Annotated in this window: 13 protein-coding genes; 4 read left to right on the top strand and 9 right to left on the bottom strand. The window is 64.3% G+C overall.

Annotated features, from left to right (window positions below):
- Positions 1-34: 34 nt before the first annotated feature.
- From AC4D2W_RS13105 to AC4D2W_RS13095, 3 genes are read left to right on the top strand one after another with little or no spacing between them, the layout of a single operon-like run.
- Positions 35-1,246: an acetyl-CoA C-acyltransferase gene (locus AC4D2W_RS13105; RefSeq protein WP_490927338.1), complete on the top strand. Its 1,212-nt coding sequence runs from the start codon at positions 35-37 to the stop codon at positions 1,244-1,246.
- Between the two features lie 29 nt (positions 1,247-1,275).
- Positions 1,276-2,469 (top strand): acyl-CoA dehydrogenase family protein, encoded by a 1,194-nt coding sequence (locus AC4D2W_RS13100; RefSeq protein WP_490927337.1) that lies wholly within the window; start codon positions 1,276-1,278, stop codon positions 2,467-2,469.
- Positions 2,470-2,504: 35 nt separating this feature from the next.
- Positions 2,505-4,181, top strand: a complete 1,677-nt coding sequence (locus AC4D2W_RS13095) for an AMP-binding protein (RefSeq protein ID WP_490927336.1) — start codon at positions 2,505-2,507, stop codon at positions 4,179-4,181.
- A gap of 3 nt (positions 4,182-4,184) precedes the next feature.
- Here AC4D2W_RS13095 and AC4D2W_RS13090 read toward each other — a convergent pair whose 3' ends face one another.
- The 9 genes from AC4D2W_RS13090 to truB all read right to left on the bottom strand — a co-directional run bounded on the left by AC4D2W_RS13090 (position 4,185) and on the right by truB (position 12,936).
- Entirely contained in the window at positions 4,185-4,706 is a 522-nt protein-coding gene (locus AC4D2W_RS13090) for a MarR family winged helix-turn-helix transcriptional regulator (RefSeq protein WP_490927335.1), read from the bottom strand.
- A 157-nt stretch (positions 4,707-4,863) separates the two neighbouring features.
- Positions 4,864-6,261 carry a M16 family metallopeptidase gene (locus tag AC4D2W_RS13085; RefSeq protein WP_490927334.1) on the bottom strand — a complete coding sequence of 466 codons (1,398 nt, stop codon included), beginning with the start codon at positions 6,259-6,261 and terminating at the stop codon, positions 4,864-4,866.
- The gene (locus AC4D2W_RS13080; RefSeq protein WP_490927333.1) at positions 6,262-8,487 is read right to left on the bottom strand and encodes a polyribonucleotide nucleotidyltransferase; all 2,226 of its coding nucleotides are present in this window, start codon (positions 8,485-8,487) and stop codon (positions 6,262-6,264) included. It abuts the gene before it with no gap.
- Positions 8,488-8,803: 316 nt separating this feature from the next.
- Positions 8,804-9,073, bottom strand: coding sequence for a 30S ribosomal protein S15 (gene rpsO / locus AC4D2W_RS13075; protein WP_104055387.1), 270 nt, complete (start codon positions 9,071-9,073; stop codon positions 8,804-8,806).
- A gap of 134 nt (positions 9,074-9,207) precedes the next feature.
- Positions 9,208-10,212 (bottom strand): bifunctional riboflavin kinase/FAD synthetase, encoded by a 1,005-nt coding sequence (locus tag AC4D2W_RS13070; protein WP_490927332.1) that lies wholly within the window; start codon positions 10,210-10,212, stop codon positions 9,208-9,210.
- Between the two features lie 106 nt (positions 10,213-10,318).
- Positions 10,319-11,050 (bottom strand): DUF4345 family protein, encoded by a 732-nt coding sequence (locus AC4D2W_RS13065; protein ID WP_490927331.1) that lies wholly within the window; start codon positions 11,048-11,050, stop codon positions 10,319-10,321.
- Positions 11,051-11,164: 114 nt separating this feature from the next.
- Positions 11,165-11,623 carry a hypothetical protein gene (locus AC4D2W_RS13060; RefSeq protein WP_490927330.1) on the bottom strand — a complete coding sequence of 153 codons (459 nt, stop codon included), beginning with the start codon at positions 11,621-11,623 and terminating at the stop codon, positions 11,165-11,167.
- Positions 11,620-11,994: a hypothetical protein gene (locus AC4D2W_RS13055; RefSeq protein ID WP_490927329.1), complete on the bottom strand. Its 375-nt coding sequence runs from the start codon at positions 11,992-11,994 to the stop codon at positions 11,620-11,622. The genes AC4D2W_RS13060 and AC4D2W_RS13055 overlap by 4 nt, the downstream gene beginning before the upstream one ends.
- Positions 11,995-12,936 (bottom strand): tRNA pseudouridine(55) synthase TruB, encoded by a 942-nt coding sequence (truB, locus tag AC4D2W_RS13050; protein ID WP_490927328.1) that lies wholly within the window; start codon positions 12,934-12,936, stop codon positions 11,995-11,997.
- Positions 12,937-13,000: 64 nt separating this feature from the next.
- Here truB and AC4D2W_RS13045 point away from each other — a divergent pair, with 64 nt between their 5' ends.
- Positions 13,001-14,218 (top strand): pyridoxal phosphate-dependent aminotransferase, encoded by a 1,218-nt coding sequence (locus tag AC4D2W_RS13045; protein WP_490927327.1) that lies wholly within the window; start codon positions 13,001-13,003, stop codon positions 14,216-14,218.
- Positions 14,219-14,591: the final 373 nt, after the last annotated feature.

Genomic DNA, 14,591 nt, shown 5'->3' with positions numbered 1-14,591 from the left:
TCAGAGCCACACGCCATTCCAAGCAGGAGAGATCATGCAGCCCACCGACCAGGACGCAGTGATAGTGTCCGCTGCCCGCACGCCCATCGGACGGGCCCACAAGGGATCCCTCATTACGGTGCGCCCCGACGACTTGGCCGTGACCGCCATCGAGGGCGCGTTGCGGCGGGCCGGCGTCGATTCCGGCCTGAGGATGGACGACCTGATCATGGGCTGTGCCGAGCCGCGGGGGGAGCAAGGACAAAACGTGGCACGCCGCGTGGCGCTGCTGCTGGGCGCAGATACGCTGCCCGGGACGTCGGTAAACCGGTTCTGCGCATCATCGCTGCAGGCCCTGCGCATGGCCTTCCACACAATCCGGTCGGGCGAGGGAGATTGTTTCGTTGTCGCCGGAACGGAGTCGGTGTCCCGGACCCAGCCGGACCCTCCGCAGGCCCATCCGGCATTCGCGGATGCCGCGGAACATGCACGCCGCCAGTTGGAGAGCAACAGCTGGAAGAATCCCCGGGAGCTGGACCTTCTTCCCGACTATTACATCTCCATGGGGGCCACTGCCGAGTTCGTGGCACGAGTCACCGGCACCACACGCGCCGACCAGGACGAGTTCGCCGCACAGTCCCAACTCCGTGCCGCCAAGGCAATGAGCAGTGGCTACTTCGCGCAGGAGATCGTTCCGGTAGCTCTTGCCGCCGGCGGCATCGTTGATACGGATGATTCCCCCCGTCCCGGAACCACTGTGGAGAAGCTGGCCGGACTTAATCCGGTGTTCGCGGAGCAGGGCACGGTCACCGCCGGCAATGCCTGCCCCCTTAACGACGGCGCCGCCGCGTTGTTGGTCATGAGTGCCGGCCGTGCACGTGCCGAGGGCGTGCAACCAATCGCCCGGGTGCTGGGCAGCACGGTCACCGCCCTGTCGCCGGAAATCATGGGGCTTGGACCAGTGGAGGCTACCCGCCAGCTGCTGGACCGGCACCAGTTGACCGCCGCCGACCTGGACGTGGTGGAGCTCAACGAGGCCTTCGCCGCCCAAACAGTTCCCACCATTCGCGAACTTGGCCTTGATCCGGAACGCGTCAACCCACACGGAGGCGCCCTGGCACTGGGGCATCCCTTCGGCGCCACCGGTGCCCGCCTGGTGCAGACGCTTATCCATGGGCTCAACGAACGCGACGGTCACCTGGGTGTTGCCACGCTCTGCATCGGTGGTGGCCAGGGCATGGCCGTGCTGCTCGAACGACTCAACTGACCCGCGCTGCTAGAACCGAGGACCACATAATGACGATCACCACCACCGCTCCCCCTCAGCTGAACGGCGACTTCTACGGATTCGAGAACGACCTCACCGAATCGCAGCAAGATGTCATCCAGCGCCTGCGCGCGTACCTGGCTACCGAAATCCGTCCGCATCTTCCCCGGTTGTGGGAAGACGCCGAATTTCCCATCGGCCTGCCAAAGGCCCTGGCCACCCTTGGACTGCTCGGCACGGGCTTTGGTGATTTGAGCGCGGTCGAGGACTCCGCGGTGTTCCGCGGGTTCGTGACCTTGGAACTCGCCCGCGTTGATGCTTCCCTTTCCACCTTCCTGGGCGTGCATCGCGGTCTGGCCATGGGGTCTATCCACATCTTGGGCTCCGAGGAGCAGAAAGCCGACTGGCTGCCGGCCATGGCAGCCGGCCACTGCGTCGGGGCTTTCGGGCTGACCGAACCGCATTCGGGTTCGGACGCAGCCCGGGGTCTACAGACAGTGGCCAGGCGCGACGGCGACCACTGGGTGCTTACCGGTGAAAAACGCTGGATCGGAAACGCCACATGGAGCCGGATTGTCATTATTTGGGCCCGTGACGAGCAGGACGGACAGGTCAAGGGATTTATCGTCCCCACCAATACCCCGGGCTACACCGCCACGAAAATCGAAGGGAAAATGAGCCACCGGCCCGTCCAGAATGCCGACATCGTCCTGGACAACGTGCGCATCCCCCATTCCCTCAAGCTCGCCCATGCCAACTCGTTTGCCGACACCACCCGGATCCTGCGCCAGACCCGGGTGGATGTGGCCTGGGCGGCGATCGGCAACGCGATGGGTGCGTACGAGGCTGCCCTCCGCTACACCCTGGAACGCGAGCAGTTCGGGCGCCCCATTGCCGCCAACCAGATGGTGCAGCAGCACCTGGTGACGGCGCTGTCGAACGTCACTGCCGGGCTGGCCATGACGATCCGTGCCACCGAGATGCTCGAACAAGGCATCGAAAGCGACGAGTTCTCCGCCATGGCGAAGTTGTTCACGACCTCCACGGCACGCGAAACCGTAGCCCGATGCCGGGAAGTCATGGGCGGCAACGGAATCACCCTCGAGCATGACGTCATTCGCCATTTCCTCGATGCCGAGGCCCTATATTCCTTTGAAGGCACTCGGGAGATGAACACGCTCATCATTGGGCGGTCCATCACGGGCCACTCCGCATTCATCTAGACATATCCGAATTCGGATCCATTCCAGGAGTAACCATGCTTTCCCACATCGAGACCCCCGGCCATCTCGCACCACCTTTCAGCGACCCGGTGGCCGCGTTCGTCTCGGCCACCGGAACCACCCCGGACAAAACGGCCCTCGCCTACTTTGGGCGAGCCTTCACTTATGCCGAGCTGATGGGCATGTGCACCGCGGCAGCCGCAGCTTTTGACCGGGCGGGACTGGTTGCCGGTGATCGCATGATCATCCAGCTCCAAAACGTGCCTCAGTTCGTCGTGGCGTTGCTGGGGGCATGGAGCCGCGGCATTGTGGTCGTCCCGGTCAGCCCGATGTACCGGGCTCGTGAGGTCCGCAAGCTGTCCTCTGATTCAGGTGCCAAGGCCATCGTGATGAGCCCGGCGCTGTGGGTGTCCCAGGGGGCCGACGTCGTCGAGGACTCGCTGCTCGGCACGGTGTTCCTCACGGCCATGGAAGACTTCGCCGCCGAAGTTCCACCACCGCTTTCCACATTTCGGGAAAACGTCTCCTCCCTGCCGGATGATCCGTCCGTGCAGATCGTTGACCTCACCGCCGCATTGCGCCAGGGGGCATCGGTCTCCTCGGGACCGCTCGAAGTCATCGCAGAAGTGCCGGATGCCGACGCCACCGCTCTTCTGGCTTACACCTCGGGAACCACAGGTCCTCCGAAGGGTGCGATGGTCAGCCACCGCAACCTGGTCGAATCCGCTTGGGCGTTTGCCGTGTTCAACGGCGTCCAAGGAGAGCGCGAGGTACTGCTTTGCATCGCCCCCCTGGTCCACATCACCGGTATTGGCGTAAATGTGCTCGCGTGGTTGTTGTCGGGAACCACTATGGTGCTGGGCTATCGTTTCCACCCCGGGCAAGCCGTGGAGGACATCTCACGCTGGCAGGTTACCTGGACGGCGGGGGCTTCCACCGCCTTCGGGGCACTGCTTTCAGAGGCGGAGAAATCCACACTCGACACGTCCTCGTTCCGCAGGGCCGCCTCCGGTGGCGCGGCGGTTCCCGCTGCCATGCTGGAACGCTTTGAAGGGCACTTTGGGTTCGCTCTCCTCCCGGGGTTCGGGATGACCGAAACCACGGGCAGCATTTGTTCGACTCCCTTCGACCGGGGCCCCAAAATCGATCCGGCAACGGGCGTGCCCTCGGCAGGTGTAGTGCATCCAGGGGCTGCAGTCACCATCCTCGGGCCGAATGAGGAGGTTCTGGAGCGCGGGGAGCGCGGCGAGGTGTGTCTCCGCGGACCCGGGGTGGTTGCCGGCTACTGGCACAGTGACGAGGCCACGGCCTCGACGTTCCGCAACGGATGGTTGCATACCGGCGACGTCGGATTCATGGACGACGAAGGGTGGGTCTACGTCGTCGACCGCACCAAGAACATGATTGTAGCCTCAGGCTACAAGGTTTGGCCGCGGGAAGTTGAGGAAGTCATTGGTCTGATCCCCACGGTCCTTGAGGTGGCCGTGGTCGGCGTGCCGGATGACTACCGCGGAGAGACGGTGAAAGCCTTCGTCTCAGTCAGGGAGGGGGCGCGGCTTTCCTCCGAGGAGATCATCGCGCACTGCCGCAAAAACCTGGCCGCCTACAAGGTGCCCGGCAGCGTGGAGCTCCTGGAGGAACTGCCGAAGAACGCAAATGGGAAGATCCTGCATCGGGACCTTCGCGGTCTGGCCGCTAAAGCCAAGGGCTGATGCTCAGCCTGCGAGTAGCTTTTTCAACAGTCGGTTGAGTTCAAGCTGCTCTTCAGACGACAGTCTGCTGAACCACTCCCCGGAGACCTTCATATGCTGCCTCATGGCCTCTTGGAGATCCGTTCGCCCCTCCGGGGTGAGCTGGATCTCGATGAGCCGTTTATCGGTGGGATCCGTATTCCGTCGCGAAATACGCTTGGCCCGTTCCAAGGAAATGAGCACCTGTGAGGTTGCCTGACGGGTGACCCCGGTCAATTTGGCAATGGAACGGGCTTCGATGCCGGGAAAGAGGGAGGCCATGAAGAGCGTGCTGAAACTTGCCCATCGAAGATCGCGCAGCCTCAAGCCCCTGCGTTCTGCCATCTGGACATAATTTCCCGAAGCACGCACCAGGTTGAGACCAAGGTCCATCAGGTTTTCGTCAGCTGAAGAAGTCAGTTCGTTCACATGGCGGGCGGCCAACCTGCTCAGAGATTCCGCCGTTACTTCCTCGGCGGAATCTGGCTTCTTTTCCTGTGGTTTCATCCAGACCATTCAAGCACGGAGCCCCGGTTGCCGGTAATCAGACACTGCCCGTCCGGGCCAATGGTTTCATGGCACCCCGAACCGGGTACCTCAACTGCGCCGAACGTTGCTCGCGCATTCCACTCCTGCCCGATGCCGAGCAAACACGAGGGGAAGACTAAAAGCCCAGTTCTTCCTTCGACTTGAACGGTCCGACAATCGTGATGGTGCGCGGTGCGGCAGCGAGTTCGGCAGCCAGCGCCTGCACCTGCTCCGCGGTGACGGCACCGATGCGGGCGAGGGACTCGTCAATATCGATGAACTCTCCGCTGACGAGCTCGGCCCGGCCGAGGCGGGACATGCGGGAGCTGGAGTCTTCCAGTGCCATGACCATGCCGCCGGCAATCTGGCCGCGGGCCTTCTTCAGCTCAGCCTCGTCCACGCCGTCCGCTGCCAGGCGTTCCAGCTCGCTGCCCATCAGGTCGATCACCTGACGGGTTTTGGCCGGTGAGCAGCCTGCATACATGCCAAAGTAGCCGGCATCTGCGTAGGACGCGGAGAAGGAATAGGTGGAGTACACCAGGCCGCGCTTTTCGCGGATCTCCTGGAACAGCCGCGAGGACATGCCGCCGCCCAATATGGTGTTCAGGACACTCATGGCAAAGCGTCGGTCATCAGTGGCCGTCAGGGACGGGCACCCCATCACCACGTTTGCCTGTTCCACAGGCCGGTTGATGACCTGCACTCCGGCGGTACCGGAGATGACAGCCGGGTCGGTGTTGCGGCGCGGGGCGGGCGAGGCATCCTCGGAAAGATCCCAGCCGGCCTTCTTCAGGGCGTCGAGCACCATGGCGCAGACGTCGTCGTGCTCCAGGCCGCCCGCAGCAGTGACCACCAGTTCGGTGGGCCGGTAGTAGCGCCGGTAGTGTTCCAGCACGGCTTCGCGCGGAACGCTCATAATGGCTTCGGGAGTGCCGCCGATGGGCCGGCCCAGGGCATGGTCGCCCAGCACGGCTTCGGCAAACTTTTCGTGGCACAGATCCGCGGGGTCGTCGGCATCCATGGCGATTTCTTCCAGGATGACGTCGCGTTCCTGCTCCAGTTCCTCCGGGTCAAGGACCGCGGAGGTGATCATGTCCGTGATGACGTCGATGGCCATCGGCAGATCGCTGTCCAGCACCCGTGCGTAGTAGCAGGTGCTTTCCTTGGCCGTGGCTGCGTTGGATTCGCCGCCGACCTCGTCAAAGGCCAGTGCGATGTCCAGCGCGGAACGGCGCGTGGTGCCCTTGAACAGCAGGTGTTCAAGGAAGTGGGTTGAGCCGTGCCGGCCCGCGGCTTCATCCCGCGAGCCGACACCAACCCAAAAACCGATGGTGGCGCTCCGCTGGCCCGGCATGGCCTCGGTCAGCACGCGTACCCCGCCCGGAAGGACGGAACGGCGTACGACGGCGCCTCCCGGAGTTCCCGTCACCAGGGACGGTTCGCCGGGAAGAGTGGTCAGCGGAAGGCGGACAACCGTCCCGGATGCCGGAGCGTGTCCGGCATCGGGACGGTTTCCATCAGTAATATGCGGCATTTACTCTGCGGACTCGGCTTCCGCTGCTTCTGCGCCTTCGGCGTCGTCAGCAACTACCGGAGACAGGGAGAGCTTTCCGCGGTCATCGATCTTGGTGATTTCCACCTGGATCTTCTGGCCGACGGAGACAACCTCGTCAACGTTGTCCACGCGCTTGCCGCCGGCGAGCTTGCGCAGCTCGGAGATGTGCAGCAGGCCGTCCTTGCCCGGTGTCAGGGAAACGAAGGCACCGAACGTGGTGGTCTTCACAACCGTACCCAGGTAACGCTCGCCGATCTCAGGGACCTGCGGGTTGGCGATCGCGTTGACCGCCGCACGGGCAGCCTCGGCGGATTCGCCGTTGGTTGCACCGATGAGGACCGTGCCGTCATCTTCAATGGAGATGTCAGCGCCGGTGTCCTCCTGGATCTGGTTGATCATCTTGCCCTTCGGGCCAATGACCTCGCCGATCTTATCCACGGGGATCTTCACCGAGATGATGCGCGGGGCGTACTCGGAGAGCTCGTCCGGGGTATCGATCGCAGCGTCCATGACACCGAGGATGTGCAGGCGGGCTTCGCGGGCCTGCTTCAGTGCTGCTGCCAGCACAGAAGCGGGGATGCCGTCGAGCTTCGTGTCCAGCTGGATGGCCGTAACGAACTCGGAGGTACCGGCAACCTTGAAGTCCATGTCACCGAAAGCATCTTCGGCGCCGAGGATATCGGTCAGGGCGGCGTAGCGGGTTTCGCCGTCAACCTGGTCGGAGACCAGGCCCATGGCGATACCGGCAACCGGAGCGCGCAGCGGAACACCGGCATTGAGCATGGACAGCGTCGAGGCGCAGACCGAACCCATGGAGGTGGAACCGTTGGAGCTCAGGGCTTCGGAGACCTGGCGGATGGCGTAGGGGAATTCTTCACGCGTCGGCAGCACCGGCATGAGCGCGCGCTCTGCCAGGGCGCCGTGGCCGATTTCGCGGCGCTTGGGCGAACCCACGCGGCCGGTTTCACCGGTGGAGTACGGCGGGAAGTTGTAGTTGTGCATGTAGCGCTTGCGCGTTACCGGCGACAGCGAGTCAATCTGCTGTTCCATCTTGAGCATGTTCAGCGTGGTGACGCCCAGGATCTGGGTTTCGCCGCGCTCGAAGATGGCCGAACCGTGCACGCGGGGCAGAACCTCAACCTCGGCGGTCAGCTGGCGGATATCCGTCAGACCGCGGCCGTCGATGCGGACCTGGTCCTTCAGGATGCGCTGGCGCACAACCTGCTTGGTGACGGAGCGGAATGCTGCGGAGATTTCCTTCTCGCGGCCTTCGAACTGGCCGGAGAGTGAAGCAACAACTTCGTCCTTGAGCTCGTCGGCGGCAATGTCGCGCTCCTGCTTGTCAGCGATGGAGAAGACCTTGGCCAGCTTGTCAGCGGCTGCGGCTTCCACGGCTTCGTAGACATCGTCCTGGTAGTCCAGGAAGATCGGGAACTCGACGGTGGGCTTGGCGGCGCGGGCAGCCAGGTCCGACTGTGCTTCGCACAGAACCTTGATGAACGGCTTGGCAGCTTCCAGGCCCTCGGCGACAACCTCTTCGGTCGGGGCGGTGGCGCCCTCTTCCTTGATGAGGTTCCAGGCGGCGTCGGTGGCTTCGGCTTCCACCATCATGATGGCAACGTCGTCACCGGCGATGCGGCCGGCAACCACCATGGAGAACACTGCGCGATCCAGTTCGGAGTGCTTCGGGAAGGCAACCCACTGGTCGTCGATCAGGGCAACGCGGACGCCGCCGATCGGACCGGAGAACGGCAGGCCGCTCAGCTGGGTGGACATGGAGGAAGCGTTGATCGCAACGACGTCATACAGCACGTCGGGGTTGATCGCCAGAACGGTGACCACAATCTGGACCTCGTTGCGCAGGCCCTTCACGAAGGCGGGGCGCAGCGGGCGGTCCATCAGGCGGCAGGCCAGGATGGCTTCGGTGGACGGGCGGCCTTCGCGGCGGAAGAACGAGCCCGGGATGCGGCCTGCGGCGTACATCCGCTCTTCGACATCCACGGTCAGCGGGAAGAAGTCAAAGCCTTCACGCGGGGACTTGCCGGCGGACGTGGCCGACAGCAGGACGGTGTCATCGTCGATGTACACAGTGGCTGCGCCTGCAGCCTGCTGGGCCAGACGGCCGGTTTCGAAGCGGATGACGCGCTGACCGTACTTGCCGTTGTCAATGACGGCTTCTGAGAACTGAATTTCGGGACCCTCCATAGAGAGTCACCTCCGTTTCTTTGTTGGCGGAGGCATCCAGCACCGTCCCAATAAACGCGTTCGCCGCTGGTAAGCGGTTCGGTTCAACACCCGGTCTTCGATCGAGGTCCACGGGCAGAAACTCCCGGAGACCACTACCGAGGACCGCGAATGCTGCGATGCTGGCTGACTCCTGTTGATATGTGCTGTACTGCTTGGTTACTGCCGTAGTGCCTGGATCATTCGAGGGCAGGTGCGCTTCCGGTCAGAGCCGGTGTCCATGTCTGCCTGAAAAAGGGCGGCACCCACGAAACGCAGGGGCCGCCCTCTCCAAAGACTACTTGCGCAGGCCGAGGCGCTCGATGAGCGCACGGTAGCGGGTGATGTCCGTATCCTTGAGGTACGAAAGCATACGACGACGGCGACCAACCATGGCCATCAGGCCGCGGCGGGTGTGGTGGTCGTGCTTGTGCGTCTTCAGGTGTTCAGTCAAGTCGAGGATGCGGCGCGAAAGCACTGCAACCTGAACCTCGGGCGAACCGGTGTCGCCTTCGGCCCGAGCGTATTCCTTGATGATTTCCTGCTTGACTACGGGATCAAGTGCCAATGTAACTCTCCTAGAGTTGTGCCGTGAGGCCCGAGTCAGCACTGCGCTGCCGGGGATCTTGGCGCCTTAGGATAAATCCTGAAAGACACAAAGAAATTCAGCCGCCACGGACCGCAGCCGAATTTGATAACAGTTTACCTGTCCCCGCTGCTATCTGTCGAAAGCACATCCCTTGTGCGCGCCACGTCAAGGCGCATCTGCTCAATCAGGGCCTCCGGGCCCGTATACGCCACCATGCCGCGGAGCCGTTCCACGAATTCCACCACCACGTGCTGGCCGTACAGATCAAAATCGGTGATCTTCTCGTCCGGCCGGTCAATCACATGGGCTTCCACCTGCCGGCTGACACCGTCAAAGGTGGGATTGGATCCAACGGAGATGGCGGCGGGCCAGCGGATGCCGGCTTCATCGACCAGCCAACCGGCATAAATTCCGTCAGCGGGGATCAGGCCGCTGGCTTCGGGGGCCAGGTTTGCGGTGGGGAAACCGAGCTCCCGCCCCCGGGCAGCGCCGTGAATGACTTCTCCGCGCATGCGGTGGGTGCGGCCCAGCAGCCGGGCGGCGGTGCGCACGTCGCCGCTGCGAAGCGCTTCGCGGATCCAGGTGGAGGAGCAGCGGCGGCCTTCGGACGCTGCTGAACCCTCGGCACCGGTCCCCTGCGGCAGGGCACCGAAGTCCTCGACTGCCTGGACCTCAAAGCCGAGCTTGTCGCCCAGCTCGCGCATTGTCTGCAGGTCGCCGGCGTTGCCGCGTCCAAAGCGCACGTCATGTCCAATGACCACGGCGCGGACATGGAGTCCGTCCACGAAGACCGTGCGGACAAATTCTTCAGCGGTCAGGGACGCCAGCTGCAGGTCATAGTGCATCATCAGCAGCCCGTCCAGACCGGTGGCGGCCAGCGCCTCGCGCCGGTCCACTGCTCCCATGATCAGCTCCGGGGCCGCCTCGGGGCGGTGCACCTGGGCCGGATGCGGGTCGAAGGAAATCGCCACCGCGGCGGCGTCCTTTTCGCGGGCCACCTTCACCAGCCGGTCCAGCACGTGCTGGTGGCCCACGTGGACACCGTCGAAGTTGCCGAGCGTGACTACTGTCGGACCAATGCCGGCAGGAACCTCTGCCAGGCCATTCCAGTAGTGCACACAAGCTCCTTAAAACGGGCGTTCCGGGGTCGCGGCGGAGCCGCGGAAGATACGGCCCGAGCAGCACATGGCTGCACCGGACCTATCCATTATGGCCGAAAAAGGTTCAGCCCTGCGTACCGCCGGCGGAAGCGGTCCCCTGCGGGCCGGATGCACCCTCGCTGTACTCCCGCTTCAGCTCGCTCGTCTTGGCAATGAAGCGGTGCCATACCAGCAGGGCCGGCGGGAACGCCAGCTCCAGGATCATGAGGATGATCATCGTGTAGTGCGGTGTGCCGCTGAACGCCCAGGACAGCACGCGTCCAATGCCTCCAAGGAAGACCATCAGGCAGACCAGCCACAGCATGTTGGCCCACTGGAACTTCACGGCAATGGCGATGAAGGCCGCGCCGACACCCACCATCATGGCCGAGAAGAAGCGGAACTGGGATTCCAGGGAGGCGTTGACTTCTCCTCCGCCGGTGTCCGCTACCCCCGCCGTTCCGGTGGTCAGGTAGTAGACACCGACGCCGGCGATGAGGACACCCACGCCAATGACGACGGCGCGGAAGACGCCCCAGTCATCGCTGCTCTTGTAGGGCTTGTTGCGGGTCTTGGTCCGCTGCTTGCCGCCGGTGCCGGATGCGGGTCCGGCCGGGGTGGTCCCGGACGGCTTGCCCGCCGGAGGAACCTGCAGCCGCTCGGTGGGCCGGGCCTCCTGGCTGACGCCGGGAACATGCGGTTTCCGGCCTCCGGCGACAGGCTGCTGGCCGGAAGACTGCGCGGCTGCACCCTGGGCGGACTGCCCGGGGCCGGTCCCGCTTTGGCGGTCGCTGGGTGTGGAAGCCGAGTTGCTCATTTTTCCCCCTGGAGGAATGGAAAACGTGCGGATGTGATGCATTCTTCTGCCATCGTCTCACGCATCAGGCATCCCGGCGGCCAGGGTGCCGCGGGTTGATTTAGGCGGGTTGACTCAGCCGCGGGCTGACGCGTCCGCCCGGTGCCGGTAAAGCCACCACAGGCCAAGCACGGGAAGGATCAGCGGGACGTAGCCGTATCCGGCTCCAAACCCTGACCAGACGGTGTCATCGGGCAGTGCGGCGGGATCCACCAGTCCGAAGATGCCCACGGCCAGCACACCAAACATTTCAATGCCGACGGCGGCCACTGAAACCCGGTAGGACGACGCCCCGGATTTGGACAGTCCCACGGTGGCAATGATGTAGACCACGGCAGCCAGGGCAGAGAGCAGGTACGCCAGCGGCGCCTGGTCAAACTTGGTGGCTATCTGGAACACGGCGCGGGCTGTCGAGGACAGTGCAAAAACCGCGTAGACAGCCACCAGCAGGCGGCCTGCTCCGGTGTTGCGGGCTGCAGGCTGCGCCGCGTCCTGGCCGGAGGCGGCACCCTGTTCGGACTTATTCACATTCATGCGAGGGGGGCTCCATCCCAGATCTGTTCCATCCGGAACAGCATGACAAATACCGTGATGCCCACGGCACCAAGGACAAGGTTGCTCCAGCGGCTGCGGTCCATGAGGGACCACCACGTTGCGCCGATCGGAACGATGAGGGCAGTGAAAAGGTATCCCCAGAACTCCCAGACTTCTCCGGCAACCCCTTCGCCGCCAACCTGGCGGATAACAGCAGCCACACCGTAGACGATGAGGAAGAGCTCCACGGCCGCCACGGAAAGAATGGTGAGGTCATTGGGTCCGTGCTTCAGGATGGCTGCACCGAAGCACAGCACCACCGATACAAGGCACACGACGGTGCCCACAATGAACAGCGGGTCGACTACCACTTACGCCGCCTCGTTTCCCGGAGCGAAGACCAGCAGGGCCTTGGCATAAGCGGCGGGGAAGGACGCTGTGGCCTGGCCCCTGTTCTCCAGCAGTCCCACCAGCGTGCCGCTGGGGGCAAACGCGGCCACCGGGGTGGCGGCGTCCACGCCTGCAATGTCCGACGGCGGGATGCGGCGGCCGTGGGAAAGATCGGCTGCTTCGGCGTCGCTGAGTTCACGAACCGGGAACAGGGCCCGGGCGGCGTCGTCGAGCTCCAGGACCGAAAGGTCCGTGGCCAGCTGCTCCAGCGTGGCGGCCTGCTCCAGGCTGTACGGGCCCACGCAGGTGCGGCGCAGGGCGGTCAGGTGGCCGCCGACGCCGAGGGCCGCTCCCAGGTCGCGTGCCAGCGCACGGATGTAGGTACCGGAGGAGCAGTCAACGGTGACGTCGACGTCGCGCAGTTTCCCGCCGTGTTCGCGGCGGATATCGTGCACCTCGAAGCGGGACACGGTCACCGGGCGGGAGGGCAGGTTGACCTCTCCCCCGGCGCGGACGCGGGCGTAGGAACGCTCGCCGTTGACCTTGATGGCGCTCACGCTGCTGGGGACCTGCTGGATGTCGCCGGTCAAATCCGCGACGGCTGCCATGATGTCCTCGTCGGTGACCGCAGCCGGAATGGTCTCGGCCGTGATCTCGCCTTCGGCATCATCGGTGACCGTTGATTGGCCCAGCCGGATGGTGGCTTCATAGGTCTTGGAGGTGCCCACAATGTACGTCAGCAGCCGGGTGGCCTTGTTAATGCCCACCACCAGCACTCCGGTGGCCATGGGATCCAATGTCCCTGCATGCCCCACTTTTCGGGTTCCCGCTAGTTTCCGCAGGCGGCCGACCACATCGTGGCTGGTCCATCCCTGCGGCTTGTCCACAATAATCAGCCCTGAACGGACCTGCCCGGAATTCACGCCTTTCAGTATATGCGGCCCCGGCCTAAGGTTCCTGACGCCGCAGTGGCGATACGATGCACAGATGCCTGAGCTCTCACCCCACGTCCGGAATGCGTCCGCCAACCAGATCCGGGAAATCACCCAGTCGGCCTGGGCGCAGCCGAATTCGATTGTGCTCAGCATCGGCGAACCCGGCTTTCCCACACCGCCGCACATCCTCGAAGCCGCCGCCGCAACGCTGGGCCGGGACGAGACCGGGTACACCCCCAACGCCGGCATCATGCCGCTGCGCGCAGCCTTCGCGGAGCGCGCCGGCCGGCAGAACGGTGTCGAGGTTGCCCCGGGTCGGGCCTTTGTGACGTCCGGCGCCCAGCAGGGCCTGCACCTGGCCATGAGCATGCTGCTGGACGCAGGCGATGAAATTCTCATTCCGAATCCCGGCTATCCCACCTTCGCCATGACGGCCCGGCTGCTGCACGCGACGCCGGTGGAGTATCCGCTGTACCCCGAACACGATTTCCAGCCGCGCATCGACGACATTGAGGCGCTGATTACCCCGCGGACCCGAGTCCTGCTGCTGAACTCCCCGTCCAATCCGCTGGGCGCCGTATTCAGCGCGGACCTCGTGGCGGACCTGGTCCGGCTCGCCCGCCGCCGGGACCTGTGGATCATTTCCGATGAGTGTTACGAGGCGTTCACCTACGACGTCCCCCACGTCAGTCCGCTGGCGTACGACGGCGCCGGGACCGGTTCCGATGCGCCGGCCGACGGCGGGGAACGCGTCATCGTGTCCGTTACGCTTTCCAAAACCTACGGCCTGACCGGCCTGCGGATCGGTGCCCTGATCACTCCGGCCGGCCTGGAAACGCAGATGAGCACTGTCATGGAGTCGATCGTGTCCTGCGTGGCCTCGCCGTCGCAGTACGCTGCTCTCGCTGCCCTGACCGGTCCGCAGGATTACGTCAGCGAAGCCGCCGAGCACTACCGGGCCAACCGGGACGCCGCCGCTGCCGTCCTGGATGCCAAGGGAATTCCGTATCTGAAAGCTCAGGGCGCGTTCTACCTCTGGGCGGACGTCTCCCATGCATCGGCGGGCGACGTACGGGCGTGGTCGCGGAAGTTCCTCGCCGAGCAGAGAGTTGCCGTGGCTCCGGGCACCGCCTTCGGCTCCATCGGCGAAGGGTGGATCCGGATTGCCCTGTGCGGATCCCGCGAGGAGCTGGTGACCGGGCTGGGACGGCTTCCGGACCGCGCCGGCCCCGCCGCCCCTTCCGATCTCACCGTGCCCGAGGCGAAATAATTACCACGTGCCCGGCGCTTCCGGCGCCGCGGCGGGACCCCGGCTGCCCCAGATGTTCCTGATGTTCCTGATGTTCCTGATGCCCCGAGTGTAGAGATAGTGCCGCTTCCGGAGCCTCAGAAGGCCATCGTCGCGTCAGTGGATGCAGCATTACCGCACGAACTCGACAGTCGGGCCCATCAGGGGCTCGCGCAATCCTTCGTGCAGATCACGGGGCATGGTGCGATCCTTCGGGCAGATATGGGGCTTATTCGTCTCCAAAACGTGCCTTTGAGCCCGGGAACTGCACGAAGGAATCTGCCGACCCCCGTATGAGCCCGGGAACTGCACGAAGGATCCGCCCCGCCCGTGGAGCCGCCGGTTGAACCAGCTC

Source organism: Arthrobacter sp. TJ-58, from assembly GCF_058269295.1.
Note: the sequence above shows the minus strand (reverse complement) of the source record. Positions and strands in the feature narration are given on the sequence as shown.

Coding starts and splice junctions, on each gene's coding strand:
- AC4D2W_RS13105 (WP_490927338.1), top strand. CDS start 35: ATGCAGCCCACCGACCAGGACGCAGTGATAGTGTCCGCTGCCCGCACG.
- AC4D2W_RS13100 (WP_490927337.1), top strand. CDS start 1,276: ATGACGATCACCACCACCGCTCCCCCTCAGCTGAACGGCGACTTCTAC.
- AC4D2W_RS13095 (WP_490927336.1), top strand. CDS start 2,505: ATGCTTTCCCACATCGAGACCCCCGGCCATCTCGCACCACCTTTCAGC.
- AC4D2W_RS13090 (WP_490927335.1), bottom strand. CDS start 4,706: ATGAAACCACAGGAAAAGAAGCCAGATTCCGCCGAGGAAGTAACGGCG.
- AC4D2W_RS13085 (WP_490927334.1), bottom strand. CDS start 6,261: ATGCCGCATATTACTGATGGAAACCGTCCCGATGCCGGACACGCTCCG.
- AC4D2W_RS13080 (WP_490927333.1), bottom strand. CDS start 8,487: ATGGAGGGTCCCGAAATTCAGTTCTCAGAAGCCGTCATTGACAACGGC.
- AC4D2W_RS13065 (WP_490927331.1), bottom strand. CDS start 11,050: ATGAGCAACTCGGCTTCCACACCCAGCGACCGCCAAAGCGGGACCGGC.
- AC4D2W_RS13060 (WP_490927330.1), bottom strand. CDS start 11,623: ATGAATGTGAATAAGTCCGAACAGGGTGCCGCCTCCGGCCAGGACGCG.
- AC4D2W_RS13045 (WP_490927327.1), top strand. CDS start 13,001: ATGCCTGAGCTCTCACCCCACGTCCGGAATGCGTCCGCCAACCAGATC.